Source organism: Tunturibacter gelidoferens (assembly GCF_040358255.1).
Taxonomy (GTDB): Bacteria; Acidobacteriota; Terriglobia; order Terriglobales; family Acidobacteriaceae; genus Edaphobacter; species Edaphobacter gelidiferens.
In genome coordinates this window covers 5,124,316-5,141,372 of the sequence record NZ_CP132938.1, presented here as the reverse complement: position 1 = coordinate 5,141,372, position 17,057 = coordinate 5,124,316, and the positions used below count along the sequence as shown (strand labels likewise).

Annotated in this window: 10 protein-coding genes and 1 riboswitch; of the genes, 6 read left to right on the top strand and 4 right to left on the bottom strand. The window is 55.2% G+C overall.

The genetic code is table 11. The features are described 5' to 3' along the window. Positions 1–88 precede the first annotated feature (88 nt). Positions 89–1,063, top strand: a complete 975-nt coding sequence (locus RBB81_RS22040; RefSeq protein ID WP_353072174.1) for an AraC family transcriptional regulator — start codon at positions 89–91, stop codon at positions 1,061–1,063. Positions 1,064–1,186: 123 nt separating this feature from the next. Then, a riboswitch (cobalamin riboswitch) is annotated at positions 1,187–1,381 on the top strand. A 68-nt stretch (positions 1,382–1,449) separates the two neighbouring features. Further along, positions 1,450–2,394 (top strand): TonB-dependent receptor, encoded by a 945-nt coding sequence (locus tag RBB81_RS22035; RefSeq protein ID WP_353072173.1) that lies wholly within the window; start codon positions 1,450–1,452, stop codon positions 2,392–2,394. Between the two features lie 345 nt (positions 2,395–2,739). Here the strand turns inward: RBB81_RS22035 and RBB81_RS22030 are convergent, their stop codons facing one another. Next, the gene (locus tag RBB81_RS22030; RefSeq protein ID WP_353072172.1) at positions 2,740–2,943 is read right to left on the bottom strand and encodes a hypothetical protein; all 204 of its coding nucleotides are present in this window, start codon (positions 2,941–2,943) and stop codon (positions 2,740–2,742) included. A gap of 159 nt (positions 2,944–3,102) precedes the next feature. Here RBB81_RS22030 and RBB81_RS22025 point away from each other — a divergent pair, with 159 nt between their 5' ends. Next, the gene (locus RBB81_RS22025; RefSeq protein ID WP_353072171.1) at positions 3,103–4,914 is read left to right on the top strand and encodes a hypothetical protein; all 1,812 of its coding nucleotides are present in this window, start codon (positions 3,103–3,105) and stop codon (positions 4,912–4,914) included. A gap of 1,035 nt (positions 4,915–5,949) precedes the next feature. On the opposite strand, the gene RBB81_RS22020 is transcribed toward RBB81_RS22025, so the two are convergent. From RBB81_RS22020 to RBB81_RS22010, 3 genes are all read right to left on the bottom strand, one after another. Next, a complete protein-coding gene (locus RBB81_RS22020; protein WP_353072170.1) occupies positions 5,950–7,248 on the bottom strand; it encodes a choice-of-anchor D domain-containing protein in 1,299 nt (432 codons plus the stop codon). Between the two features lie 135 nt (positions 7,249–7,383). Then, positions 7,384–8,895: an SBBP repeat-containing protein gene (locus tag RBB81_RS22015; RefSeq protein ID WP_353072169.1), complete on the bottom strand. Its 1,512-nt coding sequence runs from the start codon at positions 8,893–8,895 to the stop codon at positions 7,384–7,386. Between the two features lie 686 nt (positions 8,896–9,581). Beyond that, positions 9,582–9,926, bottom strand: a complete 345-nt coding sequence (locus RBB81_RS22010; RefSeq protein ID WP_353072168.1) for a hypothetical protein — start codon at positions 9,924–9,926, stop codon at positions 9,582–9,584. A 739-nt stretch (positions 9,927–10,665) separates the two neighbouring features. Here RBB81_RS22010 and RBB81_RS22005 point away from each other — a divergent pair. The 3 genes from RBB81_RS22005 to RBB81_RS21995 all read left to right on the top strand — a co-directional run bounded on the left by RBB81_RS22005 (position 10,666) and on the right by RBB81_RS21995 (position 17,046). After that, the gene (locus RBB81_RS22005) at positions 10,666–11,277 is read left to right on the top strand and encodes a hypothetical protein (RefSeq protein WP_353072167.1); all 612 of its coding nucleotides are present in this window, start codon (positions 10,666–10,668) and stop codon (positions 11,275–11,277) included. 1,126 nt (positions 11,278–12,403) lie between these two features. Then, on the top strand, positions 12,404–15,685 hold the full coding sequence (locus RBB81_RS22000; RefSeq protein ID WP_353072166.1) for a TonB-dependent receptor: 3,282 nt from the start codon (positions 12,404–12,406) through the stop codon (positions 15,683–15,685). A gap of 149 nt (positions 15,686–15,834) precedes the next feature. Beyond that, complete coding sequence (locus RBB81_RS21995; protein ID WP_353072165.1) at positions 15,835–17,046, top strand: alkaline phosphatase family protein; 1,212 nt, start codon at positions 15,835–15,837, stop codon at positions 17,044–17,046. Positions 17,047–17,057 lie beyond the last annotated feature (11 nt).

Here is a 17,057-nt window from a genome sequence, read left to right as displayed (position 1 = left end):
GATACCGGATTTTCAATGGGCGCATGTGGCTGATCTTGCGGTAGGTTGTCTGTTCTTGCTGGATCTATGATGAATAAGGAGATCGTGCATGACTGGGTTCGGTGGCGGGACAGGCAGCGAAGGTCGAGGAAACGGAGTGCTTAGTAGGCTCGACGCCACCCCTTGCCACGACCCGATGAGGTCGAAACGCATCTCCGTCTTGATGGAAGGGGAGTCGGTGCCTCTGCTCCCTGGACAACCCACTACCAATAACGCACGCTCACCCTGGACTGGCATGATGCTGGAGAGGCATCGCCTCGGCGCAGTAGCCATACCGGAACATGAGCACACAACGTTTTGTCTGCATCTTCAATCCAGTGGTCCGGTCGAGATGGACTGGCACAGCTCCGGACAGAAAGGCTGTGTCCGATCAGATGTTGGCAGCCTAATCCTACTGGCGCCGGGGACCCGAGACAGCCTGCTCTGGTATGGGCCTTCGCAGCGTATCGTGGCATCCCTGGAGCCATCGCTGCTTAGTCAGGCTGCCGAACAAATTGGTATCAGAGGGCCGTGCGACTTCGAAAATCAGTGGTCGTTTCAAGATGAACAGTTGCGTCTCCTGCTAACGGAGATGGAGCGAGAGATGAACGCAGGCTGGCCCATGGGATCTCTTTATGGAGATATATTGGGGATGTCCTTGTCGATAGCTCTCATCAAGAAGTATGGGCTTACTTCATCGGCCCCCGCCAGAATAAAAGGCGGGCTTTCGCGCCCGAATCTCCGGCGAGTGCAGTCATACATAGAAGCAAATCTGCATCGGGATATTCGCCTCCAGGAGTTGGCGGCCCTCACAGACTTAAGTGTCTTTCACTTCGCACGGTCTTTTAGGGAGAGTTCAGGATCCACGCCGCATCAATACATCGTGAGTATGAGAGTCCAGAAGGCGAAGACACTTCTCTTGCGAGCAGAGTGGACTATTCAACAGGTTGCTTCCGCTACCGGGTTTTCGGATGGAGGTCGGTTCTCGAAGATCTTCCGGAAGTTCACGGGGATAAGTCCGACCGTCTGGCGACGAACGGTTTAGCTCATCGCACCGGGGATCGTTGCGCAGCGTGCTCACAGACTGAATTACTCAACTGCTGAAACCGTGAAAATCGTCACTGGAGACAATCCTGTTGATATCGCAAACTTTTCTCTTATGCTAGTTTGTAAGAGAAACATCCTAGGTGCCCGCGAGGGCATAAAAGGGAAGCCGGTGTGAGTCCGGCATGGTCCCGCCACTGTAATCAGGAAAAGACCCTTCACTAGCCACTCAGTCCATCGGGGAAGGCGAAGCGTCAGGAGCCGCTCAACAGCAGCTTCGCCTGTAAATCAGGAGACCTACCCAGGAGAAGTCGTGATTCTACCCCGCGTGGAAACGGGGGCGATCGCTCACTCATCCTGAGCTTAGCCTGATTACCACGCCATTTTTTGAGGCGTAATGCTGCTATCGAAGTCAAGCTCTCCTTCCATCAAAACGCTCCTGTCTCTTCTAGCGTTCGCATCGCTCGTTCTAACACATCGCTTCTGCGAGCCGCAACCGGAGGCAGCATCTCCGGTGCCATCACCGACCGGAGCGGGGCCGTTGTCGTAGGAGCAGCGCTCAAGCTGGTCAACACCGCTCAGCAGACAACCTACAACACAGTCTCCGACAAACAGGGCTTCTACACCTTTCCAAATCTTCCAGTAGGTCACTACGACATTGACATCGCCGCGATAGGCTTCAACGCGCAGCGAAAAACCGGCCTGTCTGTAGACGCCGACTCCGCTCTACGCATCAACGCCTCCCTGGAAATCGGTACACGATCCGACGTCGTAGTCGTCACCAGCGAAGCCGGCGTTCAGGTCGACACCACCGCCACCCATCTGGGCGAAGTAGTCTCCGGAGATCAGATGACCGCTATCCCCCTCAACGGCCGCAGCTACACCGACCTGCTCGCCATCCAGCCCGGCGTCGCCCCTATCTCAACCCTTCTGCCCAGCTCCGTCATCATGGCCGGAGTCACTGGTGGCCTCGATCCCTCCGGCGACGCAAACCCCGGCAACCTCTCCATCAACGGTCAGCGCGAATCCTCCAACGGATTCCTGGTCAACGGAATAGACGTTCAGGAGCACATGAATGGAGGCACCTCCGTCATCCCGAACCTAGACTCCATCGAAGAGTTCCGCGTCCTCACCGCCAACTTCGATCCCGAGTATGGCAACTACAACGGCGGCATCGTCACCGTTGTCAGCAAATCAGGCACAAATCGCTTCCGCGGCAAAGCCTTCGAGTTCTTCCGCAACACCAACCTCGACGCCAGGGGCTACTTCGATCGAACCCGCGCCCCCTTCAATCAAAATCAGTTCGGCGGAGCCATCGGCGGCCCCATTTAGCAGGACAAACTATTCTTCTTCGCCGACTATCAGGGAACCCGGACCACGCAGGGCGTCTCCACGGGGAACATCTCCGTCCCCTCCCTCGCACAACGCTCCGGCAACTTCGACGACCTCACCGGATCTGTCAGCGGTTCCTATCTCGCATCGCTGCTGAGCCAGCAACTAGGACGCACCATCACCGCCGGCGAACCTTACACCAGCGTCTTTCCTGACGGAAACATCCCCCAGAGCGCATGGTCCGCCCCCGCAAAAAATCTTCTCCAATACATCCCCTCCCCAAACGTCGGCCAAAATCAGTTCTCCAGCTCCTCCTTCTCGCAAACCGTCCGCGACGATAAAGGGTCAGCACGAGTCGACGGCAACAGCCGGTTCGGCCAGCTGTCCGGCTACTATTTCATCGACGACTACAGCCTCGACAACCCGTATCCTGGCTCCGTCGCTGGTGCGAGCATCCCCGGATTCGACGCTCTCTTCATCGGTCGTGCCCAACTCTTCTCCGTCGGCGACACCAAGGTCATCGGAGCAAACAAAGTCAACGAATTCCACATCGGCTACCTCCGCAACGCCAACATCATCGGCCAGCCAAAAGGAGGCCTCGGCGTCAGCCTCGCATCTCAGGGCTTCACCGACCCTGCAAACGGAGGCATCTTCGTTCAGGCCCCGCAGTTCGAAGGCGTCGAAAACATCACTTTCCCTACCTTTGTCATGGGCGTCCCCATCACGAACCTAACCCAAATTAACAACACCTTTTACTTCAGCGACGGACTCTCCCGTTCCATCGGCGCGCACACGCTCAAGTTCGGCGTCCAATTTCACATCGACCAGGTCAACGAACACCCCAACGCTACCTTCAACGGCACCTTCAACATCAACGGCACTGAAACCGGTAATCCCTATGCCGACTTCCTCCTCGGCACGCCCAGCAACTTCACCCAATCCTCCGGCCAGCCCTTCTATCTGCGCAACCGCTACCTCGGTCTCTACGTGCAAGATAGCTGGCGCGCCCGCAGCGATCTCACTATCAACGCCGGTCTCCATTGGGACGTGATCGCACCTTGGTCCGAAAAATACAATCAACTCCAGACCTACATCCCAGGAGCGCAATCAACGCTCTATCCCGGCGCTCCCAACACCATCGCCCCCACCAGCTACAAAAACTTCGCCCCGCGCCTCGGCTTCGCCTACTCTCCAAAGTTCGATCACGGCTTTTGGAGCAAAGTCTTCGGAGCCAGCGGCCAGTCCAGCATTCGCGCCAGCTACGGCCTCTTCTACACTGCCTTTCCAGGCCTCTCCGCCGGAATCATGTACGCCGTCCCACCCTTCGGCTTCAACTATCTCAGCCCCGGCCCCCCGCTACTTGCAACTCCCTTCATCACCGCCGCCACCGGAGTCAACAACAGACAGCGCTTTCCCTTTCGCTTTCCCTCTCACAGCGTCTCCCCGTCCAACCCCGACACTTCAGTCAACTGGGCCAACTTCACTCCCATCGCCGCCGACCCCTTCTTCTACTACCGCAACCGTGCCCCCTACACCAACAACTACATGCTCTCCCTCCAGCGTCAGATTACGGGTCACACCCTGCTCACCGTAAGCTACGTCGGCAATCAAGGCCACCGCATCCTCACGCTTGTCTCCGCCAACACCGGCGACCCCGCGCTATGTCTCAGTCTCAACGGTTGCGGTCCCTTCGGCGAAGACTCCACGTACACCAACAGCGCCGGCCAGACAGTGCAGGGAACTCGCGTAGGGCAGGGTCCCAACTACGGCGAAAACACAGCCGACAAATCTGCAGCCAACTCCAACTACAACGCCCTCGAAACCACTCTCCGCTACCAGCATCACGGCTCGCAGTTCCTCCTCAGCTACACCTACGCCAAATCGATCGACCAAGGCTCGAGTCTCGGCGAACAGCTCAATCCTATCGACCCCCGCCAAAGCCGCACCATCTCAGCGTGGGACCTCAAGCACAACTTCGTAGCCAGTTACACGTGGGCGCTCCCTCTCGCCACTCTCTTTCACAAAAGCAATCACCTCACCGAAGAATGGAGCCTCTCCGGTACCACTCGCTTCGCTACCGGCTTTCCCGTCACCCTATTCGACAACTCCGACAACTCCCTCCTCGGCACCCTGGGCAACGGCGCCAACAACTATCTGCTCGACACCCCGCAATATCTCCCCGGCGCGCTCAAGATCAACACCAACGGCCGCAACGGTCGCCCAGCCTTCAACACTGCACTCTTTCCAGAAGAAAATCTCGGAGAACTCGGAAACGCCAAGCGCCGCATCTTCTACGGTCCCGGCATCAACAACTTTGACATGGCCCTCCAGAAGAACCTCCGCTTCGCAGAAGCGAGATCCCTCGAGTTCCGCCTCGAATCCTTCAGCACCTTCAACCACAGTCAGTTCTACGGTCCCGCCTCAGTCGATGGACAAGTCGAAGACACACAAAACTTCGGCAAAATCGTCAGCGCCGCAGCCCCTCGTCTCGTCCAGCTTGCCGCTAAGTTCTCGTTTTAAAGTAAGCGCGCGCAGAAAACTCTTTTATGGACGGGCCAGAAAATGCTCATCTGTGGACTACTGTCTGAGCACTACCTATTCAACCGGCATGCGTCGTATCAAGCTCACAGGAGCGGTCAAGAGTATCCTCGAACGCGCAAAGAGCGTCTTGCAGCGCGATCTGTCTTTAAACGAAGAAGATGCCTATCAAATGATCAAAAGGAGAGCCGTCAACGGCGAAAATCAATGCGAGAAATCGCGGACGCAATTCTTCTGGCCGAGGACTTGAGACGGGCGCGGTCAGCCACCTGATGGTAGACATCAGCAGGCGTGGCCCAAAATCATACACAGCCCTCCGGCTCTGGCCACCATTTATATTCGATGACTTGCGTCGCGCGGCATTTGTGAATCCAGTAGGAGGCCCTGCATGCCGAGAAGTCCGGGTATTTAGGACTACTGTTGCTTTCAACTGTTACCAAATCGCCGAGTCACTCAGCGAGATCTTACGGGGACTATCCACAATTTCGAGTCAGAGGGCAACTGACGTTTCAGCTCGAATTATCGACCATGCAAATTAGCATCACTAGACTCAACTGATCTAAACCGGGAGGCGGTCCATGAAGCTCTCAGTATTCTGGGAGTCAGCATAGATGGCTTTCTGGCTCGGCCTGATAACTCGCTCGATTTTTTCTGCGTGCTGGCGAGCAGGAGCCGCACGGTTTCAAAGAATTCTATGGCAGCGTCGATGTCGTCGTAATCGGTCGAAGTCGTGCTGGCCTTCGGCAAATGGTTTACGGCAGGAAGCCGGTGGTCGTGAGCCGCCGTCCGCTCAATTTCTCACCGGTCAAGGAAGGAGTGGTCGAGCAGATGTCCGGCGAACCCTCCGAAATCGTAGCCCGGCTCAAAGCTCGTGGCCTCAAACAGGACCCACAATTGGAACCCTTCTGAGGCCACTGTTGTATTTGTGAAAATGCGTTGGTTGCCATTTGTGCGGCATTCTTGGAAATTTCACACAGACCTGAGTTCGGTCCGCGTGAGTCGGATGCGACATTGCTGCTACTGAACCACAAGGGTCAACTTTTGAGAGACTGTAGTGTTCCCCGCCACGGCGGTGACGGATAAAGCGTAAGTACCAGGGGGCGTCACCGCAGGACTTACAGGTTGCGAACTTCCTTTGGAACCACCACTACAAGCAGTGAGAGTAATCAGCAGTGCACTCGCTGCACATAGCATCTGGATTTGAGTGGAAGTCCACTTGCGAGTGGGGAGACGCTTGCGAATGAGCAGGAATATTGGTGCGGTGAACAATGAAAACAGACCGAGACCGGCCACGATGGTGTTTGATCTCGCCTCAAGATAGGCCGTCTGAGCTGAGGTAGAGACTGTCACCGCGAAGTTGGCCGAACCACCTCCTGGCAGGGTCACAGTAGATGGAACGATGGAACACGTCGCATTCTGTGGAGCACCGGAACAGGTGAGCGCGACCGTACCACTGAATCCGGGGCTGCCCGAAAGAGAAAGATTGTAAGTCGCTGTCTGTCCACCAGTTACAGTCGTAGTTGTGGAACCTCCTGTGCCAACGCCGAGGGTCAACGGCTGCACTCCCGCACCACTCAAGGTAACAGTTTGTGGGCTGCCCGTTGCATTGTCACTCAGCGTGAGCGTTCCGGTGCGTTGTCCTACGACCGTAGGAGTAAAGACGATAGAGACCTGGCATGTGGCGCTTACCGCCAGCGTCCCTACGCAAGTGTTCGTCTGTGAAAAGTCCCCGCTTGCCGCAACACCGGAGATACTCAAGACAGCTGTTCCACTGTTGGTCAGAGTGATCGCCTGAGCAGCACTGGACGTTCCCAGAGAGATGCTGCCAAAAGTCACCGACGTAGTTGAAGAGGCGAATTGAGGGATCGCTGCCATGATGGTGAAGACCTGAGTAGAGGAGGTCCCACCACCTGGAGCTGGATTCGTCACCGTGACCTGAGCGGTTCCGCTTTGAGCTAAATCGGAGGCGGGTACTGACGCAGTGAGTTGGGTGCTGCTTACATACGTCACCGCCAGCATGCTTCCGTTCCAGGAAACAGTTGAGCCAGTAAGGAAGTTGCTGCCGTTCAGGGTGAGCGTAAAAGCTCCGCCGCCAGTAGTCGCGGAGGAAGGCGATAACCCTGCCAGTGCGGGGACAGCGTTTACTGCTTGAATTGTGATGATGCTGCTGCGCCCGAGGTAGAGCTCCTGATCTGTAAGCCCGGGACCTGCAGCAATGAACGCGAATCCATTCGATCCCCAACGAACAAGATTTGTGACATCAGGATACCCGATGAGCGGAAACGCAATCGTCCCGGTAAGTCCGAGCGACTTCATTCCGTAAACGGAAAGCCGAATCCGGATCGCCGATTACGATAGCGTCCAGATTTGAATCGAGCACGATGCCAGTGCCACCGCCTGTGCCCAGGAAGGTCGAATAGCTAAGACTGGACGCATCCGGAGAAAGTTTCGTTACAAAAACCCCTCTGAAAGGCGTGGAGCCGGGTATCTGGGTCGCATATGCGTTCGCAGTTGTAGGCCATAGCGTTCCCGCACTCCGGTAATATAGGCGCTTCCCTGCGGGTCAACTGCTATTGCCTCTACTCCGATCAAGCCTCCACCGCCATTTTGCGGCTCAACGTTGCCGATCAGCGCACTGTAGGCGAGCGTACCTGTCGGAACAAACTTCGAAACAAAAGCAATAGACGCTAGATACTGAGGAGTTCCCGAATTCAAGGCGCCCGGCGTGGTCGGAAATACCGGTGAGTCCGTCGTCCCCGTAACGTAGGCATTCCCATTTGCATCGATCGCAACGGCATTCGCAATTGTTGTGGAGGATTGAAACGCCTGGCTGCCACCGCCCAGTAGGCTTGAATAGTTAAGGGTACTTCCGTCCGGACTCAGAGAGGAGATGAAGCCAAACTGAGTACCGGTGCCCACGGTTCCGGAATCAATCGGATTCTTGACCGGGAAATCAGTTGAATGGGTATAGCCGACAACGACCGCATCCCCGTTGGCATCAACCGCCAACCCGAAAGGCTGGTTATAGGCACTTCCCCCAATGAAAGTCGAGTAGACATCAGCCGTTCCAGTTGAGTTTAGTTTAGTAACAAATACGGTAGGCCCGTTAGGGCAGGCTGTACAAACGCTCTGAAAAGCACCGGACGTGGCGGGATAGGAAGAAGAGAAAGTGTATCCGGCAATATACGTTGATCCTGCTCCGTCAACCGCGATGGCGGTAACACCGAGCGAAAGCTTATCAAGATAAGTGGAATAACTTAATGCAGGATCAATGACCAACGGCAACGTATGATCATACCGTCCGATCTTGAATTGAATCACGCCATTGCGACCGATCACGTAGGCAGCATCTACCACGTTTCGGCCAGTCGATGTCATTTGATAGGCGACGGGTTTATCCAGAACGAGAACACCCTCGTCAAGATGGAGCTGTAGATCGCCTTTCTTCGAGAGACTTGCTTTGCTCACTGCTTCAAATTCAAAAGCAATCCTGGAGGGATTAGCACCCGCAGCAAGCTGAAAGTCATGTTCGAGCTTATCTGAATTGCCGTAGAAGACGAGGTCAATATCGGAATAAACACCTTCATATTTGAGGCGTGAATAGTTGGGAACACCTTGAATCCAGCGGGAAGGATCAGACCCCAACAAATAGTTGCTCCGCCCCTCGGCTTGCTCGAACGATCTGATTCGAGTTTTCGCATTTGACCCGACAAGTCTGAGACCCAGATGCTGAGACCTGTTCTTCGTTTGCGGAAGCGAGAAATCCACTCCGTCAGGAAGAAACATCGCTTCAATCTGATTGTAGCGAGAGAGAAAAAGGTATTGCCGAGGTGCCTGGCCCTTGTTCTCTTCAAAAGTCAGTGGTAGGGAGATGTTGGAACGCGAGGTTCCCGACGCAATAGCTGAAAGGGCTGTCAGAAAAATGAAGGCAGAAGAAATAAAACGCAAGGCCCGAAAGCTCATCAAAACTCCAGAAATGACTTGATCACATTAGCCGAACCCGAACAAAAGGTCCAGAAATTACCGCATTGGACGATCAACCAACAGTAGCCCGGCCAAGATATTGGGAACTCCTCTTTTTGGGCAAAAAGTGCACAGAATGGCGAGCTTCAATACCGTCCCCGGGTGGAAGCAACGCTTTCGGTGTACTCCGCGGCGGCACCAGTTCGAACACGACAAATGGCTTGGGCTGTAAATTGTTGAAAAGCAAGAGGGATTTAAATGGTCGGGGCGAGAGGATTCGAACCTCCGACCCCCTGGTCCCGAAACGGAAGCGGATGTTCTAACGTATTGATTCTTCTTGTCCGGTATTGCGTCGTAGTACACCTTTTTACCTAGTATTTGGGCAGATTGGACCCACGTTTGGACCCAAATACTGAGGGGCTGACCGTGCCAGCTTCCCGCTAACGCACTCGAATGCACGGATCGATCCAAGCACCTCATCCAGCTTCTCAATGTGAGGAAAATGTCCAGCTTCGGAGATGACTTCGAAACAACAGCCGGGAATGCTTTCCGCATAGCGGCGACCATACTCAAGATCCACAATTCCGTCGCCGGTGCCTTTGACGAGAAGGACCACCATGATCCTCTTTCGATCAGATCTGCGTTTCGACGCTGGTCAAGCCGCAGAGGGACTCAGTGCCTCCGATTCAAGAAAGATACTTGCCGGCGTTATAAACCACGGCCTCTAACGGTTCCTGCCATTTTTCATCGAGAGTTCCGTCGATCTTCAAACGGCTGATGCCACTTTTCTTCCAAGTTTCTTCTATCGTGGGTGAATAGACGCTGAGTTCGAATACCGACATTGTCTTTTGCGCGCGCTCGGGCAACATACGGTTGTATTCGCTGTGCAACTCTTCTTTGATCCATTGGGCCAGACTTCGAATTTCAGCCTGTGTATCGACCGAGAGGGGCTGCGACTCAAGGAGTTTCAGAGCCTGAGTTCCTTTGTCTCTAATCGTTTGGAGTCGTAGCAGAATTTCCGTGCGTGTCATGATGGGTCTCAGCTGTCGGTTAGAGAAGGGAACTGTCCTCGTTATGATATCCCGATAACGAGGGCGTTCGCGATTCTCTCGGCTCGACGACATCACTCGAATTCGCTCAGGTGATTTCATTTATGCAGCACGTACTCGACAATTCGGCGCCAGAAGGCGCCTCTGGCCGGTGCTACACAGTCCAATTTTGATACCGTCGATCTGCGATGAACCGTATGCTATGTGGCTAGCTCCTCTTTAGGAAGCATTTCTGATTAATATCGGAGTTCAAATAGTGGGATCATTCAAAAAGATTGTTCTTGCATTGGTTGGGATACGGATATGCCGCTGCCGGCAACATCGACTTGGCCAGGAAGACGATCGAGCAGTTGAAGACGCTCTCCGCGCAAAGCTTCCACTCATCGAGCTACACCAAAAGAACCAGGCAAAGCTTTCCACAAAGAAATCTATCGCGCTCAGAGGTAAGCAATGGCATTCGATCAAATCCAACACGTCTTCGTCTTGATGCTTGAGAATCAATAAGGGTCGACGCCGGCGTGCGGGCTGGTGCGGTCGATGTATGAGTCAACACAATCGCGTTTTTCACTACCGACTATAGAATCTCCCAATTGCTTTCTAGGCGATCGCGCCAAAGCGAAATCCTCATGTAGACATTCGACCTGTCTAAGATTAGCGGCTAGTAGCTTTGCATACTTTCTGACATTCAATGCACCTCAGTGAGACTAAAGAAAAATGGCTGTTGGCCGATAAAGTCGAAGACCCAGCATTTGAGCTAATGATGCGAAAACTTATAGCCATATATGTCCTAACAGCTTCGAGCATGATTTCTCTGTCGCAAACTATCGCAGAGCCGCGAGGCGAAATTTCCGTGGTTTTCGGATTGGCCGGAGGCAAATGGCAAAAAGTCATGATTACGGACGAGTTGACTGGAGAATTAAGTACAGCCTACTCACTCGAGGCAGAGACTTCCGCGACCGATATCGAGACTGGCAGGCATCCAAGGATCGCGTTTTCTTGCCAAAAATTAGGCAAGTTTGACCATGTTCGGATTCGTACCGGAACCGTCATTGCAAACCAGTCCCACAGTGTTTCTGACTATTCCGTTGGCTGGGCTCAAGTGTCGATTCGCAGTGACGATCACGAGGCTAAAACGTGGATTGCGGATATCGCGAAGAACGGTTCGGATTTGCTTGCCGGAAAAAGTATCATCTCTGACTTTCTGGCCCACAAAAAAATTGAGATCAGATTTGTGACTGCTTCCGGCAATACAATTACAGACGAATATTTAACCGATGGTTTATCAATACGGTCGCTAAAAGCTGATTGCCCTTCATTTTTCAAGGGAAGATAGACCTTCGTTCTCTCGGCTTTCATTAGGCGTCCCGCGGAGCGTCCAGATCCATCATCCGAGAACATGAGTTGATCAGTTCAACCCAGATGGCCATTCCGCACGCGCGCCAGAGGACTTCTCAGTCCTTTCACTGAGTAGTAGACGCCTGAGGTTCTGAGCACCTGCACTCGACAATTCATTGGAATGAAGTAGGGCATAGACGTTCAGTCTCGCTTATTAGGAGGGGTGCGGAATTCTTGTATTACGTCTTAGAGAAGTTTGAAATGGTGGGCCAGCATGGGAGAATTATCGAAACAACGTGCCTAAGCCACCCAATATCCATGAACCTGCCAAACACGATCCTCCAAACCTCATGGGAGGATCAAGCGGCGGACCATCTCATTAACGGAGTTTGCGGCAATTACAGATGTGAATTTGCCGAGAAGCCGACTTTGCGGGCACTGGGGGATTACTTCCGGTTTGCCCGTAATTCGGGAGTAGCAAATCGTTCGCCGCAAGCCAGTATCCCACTCGCATACCCTCGTCGCTAAACTAAGCCAAAGACATTGAAGCTCGTTCTGGGATTCAGGAAGCTAGGCACAATCGTGACAAACATTCACGGATCAACCTAGCTAGGAGTTGCTGGCGCGCCTGGGCTCACTTCGCGCCGCTCCGGTGGACGGCCCAAAGAGCGGGCCTTTTCCGTCCGGTTGGACGAGCGCTGGCTGCGCGTCAAACGATGGTGCATGTTTGGCACTTGCCACGCCCACCGCTCCGGCCTGCAACCATCGCTGCACTCGTTCTCTCCCGTCCGCCGTCCGACCGTTTGTTGTCTCGCTTCGGTGTGAGAAACAAACAATACCCACCGGGCAGAAGGGAGCAAAACAATGGGATATCAAAGCAACCTCAACCCACAACAGCAACGACGCAGCGTTCAACATCAGCAATGGCGCACCCAGCGGCATCGCCAGCATTACGACTCCCGACAGTGCTAACCGGAAGCCAAAGACCGCACATCAGCTGGTCCGCGAGAACGTGCGGCTTATGGTTATTCTCTGTCGCATTCGGTTATGTGCACATAACAGTACCAAGGCGAGAGTTCCACTTCGTAACACTCTCGCAACAATGCGCTGTCAGCTTCAAAGTAATGACAAGCACATTTCGAAGGATTACAACTGCAACACTCCATGCCGCATCCGGAAAGCAAGCGAAGAGGTCGCAGAGAACAGTTGTCATCATGTGGCTCGGGGCGATTCTTTCGCTGACAACACTTGCTTACGCGCAGTCCCCCAACGCATCCGTGACCGGTCAAGTCATCGACTCCAGCAAGGCAATCATTACCGGCGCGCACGTTCTCGCCGTGAACGTGAACACCAATATTCGCTATGACGCCGCCACCAATGCCGCCGGCGAATACTACTTTCCGAATCTGTTGCCCGGAACATATCGCCTGGAGGCCGATAGGACCGGCTTCAAAGCGGCCATAAAACCGAACGTTGTCCTGCACGTTCAGGACGCCGTCGAAATCAACTTCGTGCTGGCTGTCGGGTCTGCGTCGCAAAGCATAACCGTCGAAGGCGGCGAACCCCTGGTGCAGCTCGCCACCTCCGACCTCGGGACCGTGGTCGACTCCAGAACTACTCGAGAACTACCGCTGAACGGCCGCTCCTGGACCGACCTGGCGACGCTCCAGCCGGGCGTTGCGGCGGTCGAGACGCAGGCGTCCTACTCCGCGGCTGCCGATCGCGGCAATCGCGGCTTCGGTTCTCAGCTGAGTATCTCCGGCGGGCGTGTTCGGCAGAATAGCTACCGCATAGACGGAGTGAGTGTGAACGACTACAGCAACGGAGGGCCGGGAAGCGTCCTCGGCGGTACTCTGGGTGTTGATGCCATCGAAGAGTTCTCGGTGCTGACCGCGAACACTCCGGCCGAATACGGACGGACGTCAGCCGGCGTGATCAGCGCCATCACCCGCTCGGGTACGAACAAGTTTCATGGATCTGCGTATGAGTTCCTGCGCAACAGCGCGCTCGACGCCCCAAACTACTTCGACTCCGGGAGAACGCCGCCCTTCAAGCGCAATCAATTCGGCGGCGCGCTCGGGGGTCCACTCTGGAAAGATCACACGTTCTTCTTCATCGACTACGAAGGGAACCGGCAGTCCACCGGGCTAACGAACACCGTAACCGTCCCTTCTGCCCAGGCGCGCGCAGGCCATCTATCGACTGGCGATATCACCGTGGATCCCTCGGCGCAGAAGTATCTGACATTCTGGGGCCTGCCCAACGGACCTCTTCTTGGTGCAGGAGATACCGGAATCTACAAGTTTACCGGCCAGCAGGTGGTCAATGAGAACTTCGTAACCGGCCGTCTCGACCATACGCTTTCGAGCCGGGATAGTCTGTTTGGCGTCTTCACTTTCGATGACACGCCATACCGCTCACCCGACAACCTCAACGACGTCCTCCTCGGCTCTCGCACCACGAGGCGCACGGTCGCGGCCCAGGAGACCCATGTGTTCAGCGCCTCGTTGCTGAATAGTCTCCGCTTTGGACTCAACCGGGAAGGCGTGCAGGATAATCTGACCGCGAGCGCCATCAATCCGGCGGCGGCTGACCTGTCCCTTGGTGCGATTGCCGGACAGCCGGCCTCCCATGTCAGCATCGGCGGCATCACCGATTTCATGGGCGGTGCCGAAGACGCGACCCGCTTCCTGTGGGCTTCCTATCAGGTCTACGATGATGTCTCCTTTACGAAGGGCCGGCATTCGCTGAAGGTAGGCGCGAACTTCGAGGACATGCAGTCCGGCATCGAGTACTACTCCTATGTGACGGGACAGTACTCGTTCGGCTCCCTCAATAAGTTCCTTACGAATCAGCCGTCGCGTTTTCGGGCTGCGCTACCAGGTCTGACGACTCCACGTAATCTGCGCGATAAGCTGTTTGGCGCTTATGTTCAGGATGACTGGCGCATACGTCCCAATCTCACCCTGAATCTGGGTATGCGCTACGAGATGAGCAGCGTACTGAGCGAAACAGACGGGAAGCTCTCAACGTTGTTGAGTCTGACCAGTCCGGTGAATCATCTGGGCAGCCCTCTCTTCAATAATCCAACGCTAAAGAACTTCGAGCCGCGAGTCGGGCTTATCTGGAGTCCAGATGACGGCAAGACTGCCTTCCACGCGGGTTTTGGATTCTACGACGTGCTGCCGCTGCCCTACGAGTTCCAGAATATGGAGACCCGGGCCGCTCCCTTCTACCTGCTGGCCAGCAACTCCAAGATTCCGACCGGATCTTTCTATCAGGGAGGACTCGCGCAGCTCACCCCGAAGACGCTGTCCGTGTCCTATATCGACCAACATCCAAAACGGAACTACGTCATGCAGTGGAATCTCAACATCCAGCGTGAACTTACGAAAGACCTTACGGCGACGCTCGGGTATGTCGGTTCGCATGGCGTCCACCAGCCGATGCGAATTGACGATTCCAATATCGTCCAGCCCTCGCTCACGTCAGCCGGCTACCTCTGGCCCTCGCCGGTGGGCAGCGGAACCCTGCTGAACCCCAACTTCGGCGAGATTCGATCCATGCAATGGATCGGCACCTCCGTCTACCACGCCTTGCAGTTCAACGTGACGCAGAGAATGGCTCACGGCTTCCAGCTTCGCGGTTCGTATACGTGGGGCAAGAGCTTCGATACCGGTTCCTCGACGATCGTCGGCGACGAATTCCTCACCAGCATGTCGAGCCTCTCTGACTTCGATCTTCGTCTGAACCGCGGGGTGTCCGACTTCAATATCGCCCAAACTTTGGTGGTCGCCGGAACGTGGCAGGTTCCGGCTCTCAACGCGTTGCACGGGCGGCTGGCCTGGACCGGGAAGGGATGGGAGATGAGTGGAGTTCTAAAGGCCAACTCGGGCGTTCCCTTTACGGCCACGTTCGGTACCGACGGCGACCCGCTTGGCCTCAACAGCAGTGATCCCTGGGACTATCCCAACCGCCTCGGTGGCCCCGGCTGCAGCTCGCTGGTGAACCCGGGAAACCCCAACCACTATATAAAGACAGAATGCTTCTCAGTGCCCACGGCGCCATCGCAGGCGTTCTATCAGCAGTACTGCGATCCGAGCTTCGGCTATCCAACCTGCATGAACCTGCGCGGCAATGCCGGCCGTAATATCCTGACGGGTCCCGGCCTCGCCAATCTCGATTACTCTCTGGTCAAGAACAACCGCCTTACCGAGTCACTCAATCTGCAGATCCGGGCCGAGTTCTTCAATCTGCTCAATCGTGCGAACTTCCAGGTGCCGCCGCTGGTGGCCGGTACCGATATCTTCGATTCGACCGGTGCGCCCAATCTCAACGCGGGCTTGCTCACTTCGACGACGACGAGTTCGCGACAGATTCAACTGGGAGCCAAGCTGATCTGGTAGACGCGACCAATGAGGCATGCAACGACGAATCGTATTCCTTCGGCCCTCTTACCGCTTCCGTGAATCGCAATCGAACTATGTGAGGGCCGAAATACATTGAAGGCAGAAATGATTCTGAGATCAGAGAAAGACTGAGAGGATACGAAGAAATGCAATCCAGAAGAGACTTTTTGACATCGGCCGCAGCAGCGCTTGCCTATAGCAGTGCGGTCGAGCCCCTGCATGCTCTTCAGGGTGTCAGCCAGGGCACATCACAAAGAACAGTGGTCGTTATGTTCGACGGATTTGGCTTGGACTATCTGGCACAGAGCGATATGCCGACCCTGCGTAGATGGCAGCGTGATGGGTTATATAAGCAGGTGAAGGGGATGGTGCCGACAGTTACGAATGCAAACAACGCATCCATTTGCTGCGGAGCCTTTCCCAAAGAGCACGGAATTACCGGCAACTCCTACTTCGACCCGCGCACTGGTCATGAAGAGTACATGGAAACGGCCGACCTGCTCATGGCGCCGACGCTCTTCGAACATGCGGCCAAGCAGGGCGTGTCGTCCGCTCTGGTCTCCAGCAAGAAGAAGACTATTTCGCTCTTGAGCAAGGGTACGACCATCGCGCTCACTCCAGAGCAAGCACCTGCGGACTGGGTAGATCGGCTGGGACCGGCGCCGGAGATATATAGTCGCGAGATCAACTACTGGACCGTTCGAGCGGCCATCGACATTCTGAAACATCGACCAGAGATCCAGTGTCTCTATGTGCATACAACAGACTATCCGATGCACACCTGGGCTCCGGAGACCCCGGAGTCGAAGGAGCATCTGAAGACGGTTGATACTCTGCTGGGAGAGGCACAGGAGGCAGCCCCGGACGCCGCATTCCTACTGACAGCGGATCATGGGATGAACCACAAGACGTTCGCCTACGATCTCGACAAGACGCTGGCAGCAGCGGGAGCTCCGATTCGCATATCCATCTCCGCGGAGCGGGATCGGTATGTGAAACATCACCGTGGTCTCGGCGGAGTTTCATGGGTCTACCTGAATCATCCCGAGGACAAGCAGAAGGTCATGAATGTTCTCACGAAGCTTCCCGGGGTCGAATTGATCGTGACCCGGGAGGAGGCGGTATCCAAGTACGATCTGTACGGTGCTCGCATCGGCGACCTATGTGTGTTCGGTGATAAGAACACGGTGTTTGGCGAGTTGGATCAGCCAAGCGAGCAATTGCCGAGCACCTATCGCAGCCACGGGTCCATGCATGAACTGGATATCCCCCTGTTTGTCTACAACGCGAAAGGAGCGCCACCCAGCTCCTACTTCACGCATAATCGCGATCTTGCACGTTGGCTCTATCGAGGATGACGGGCATATTA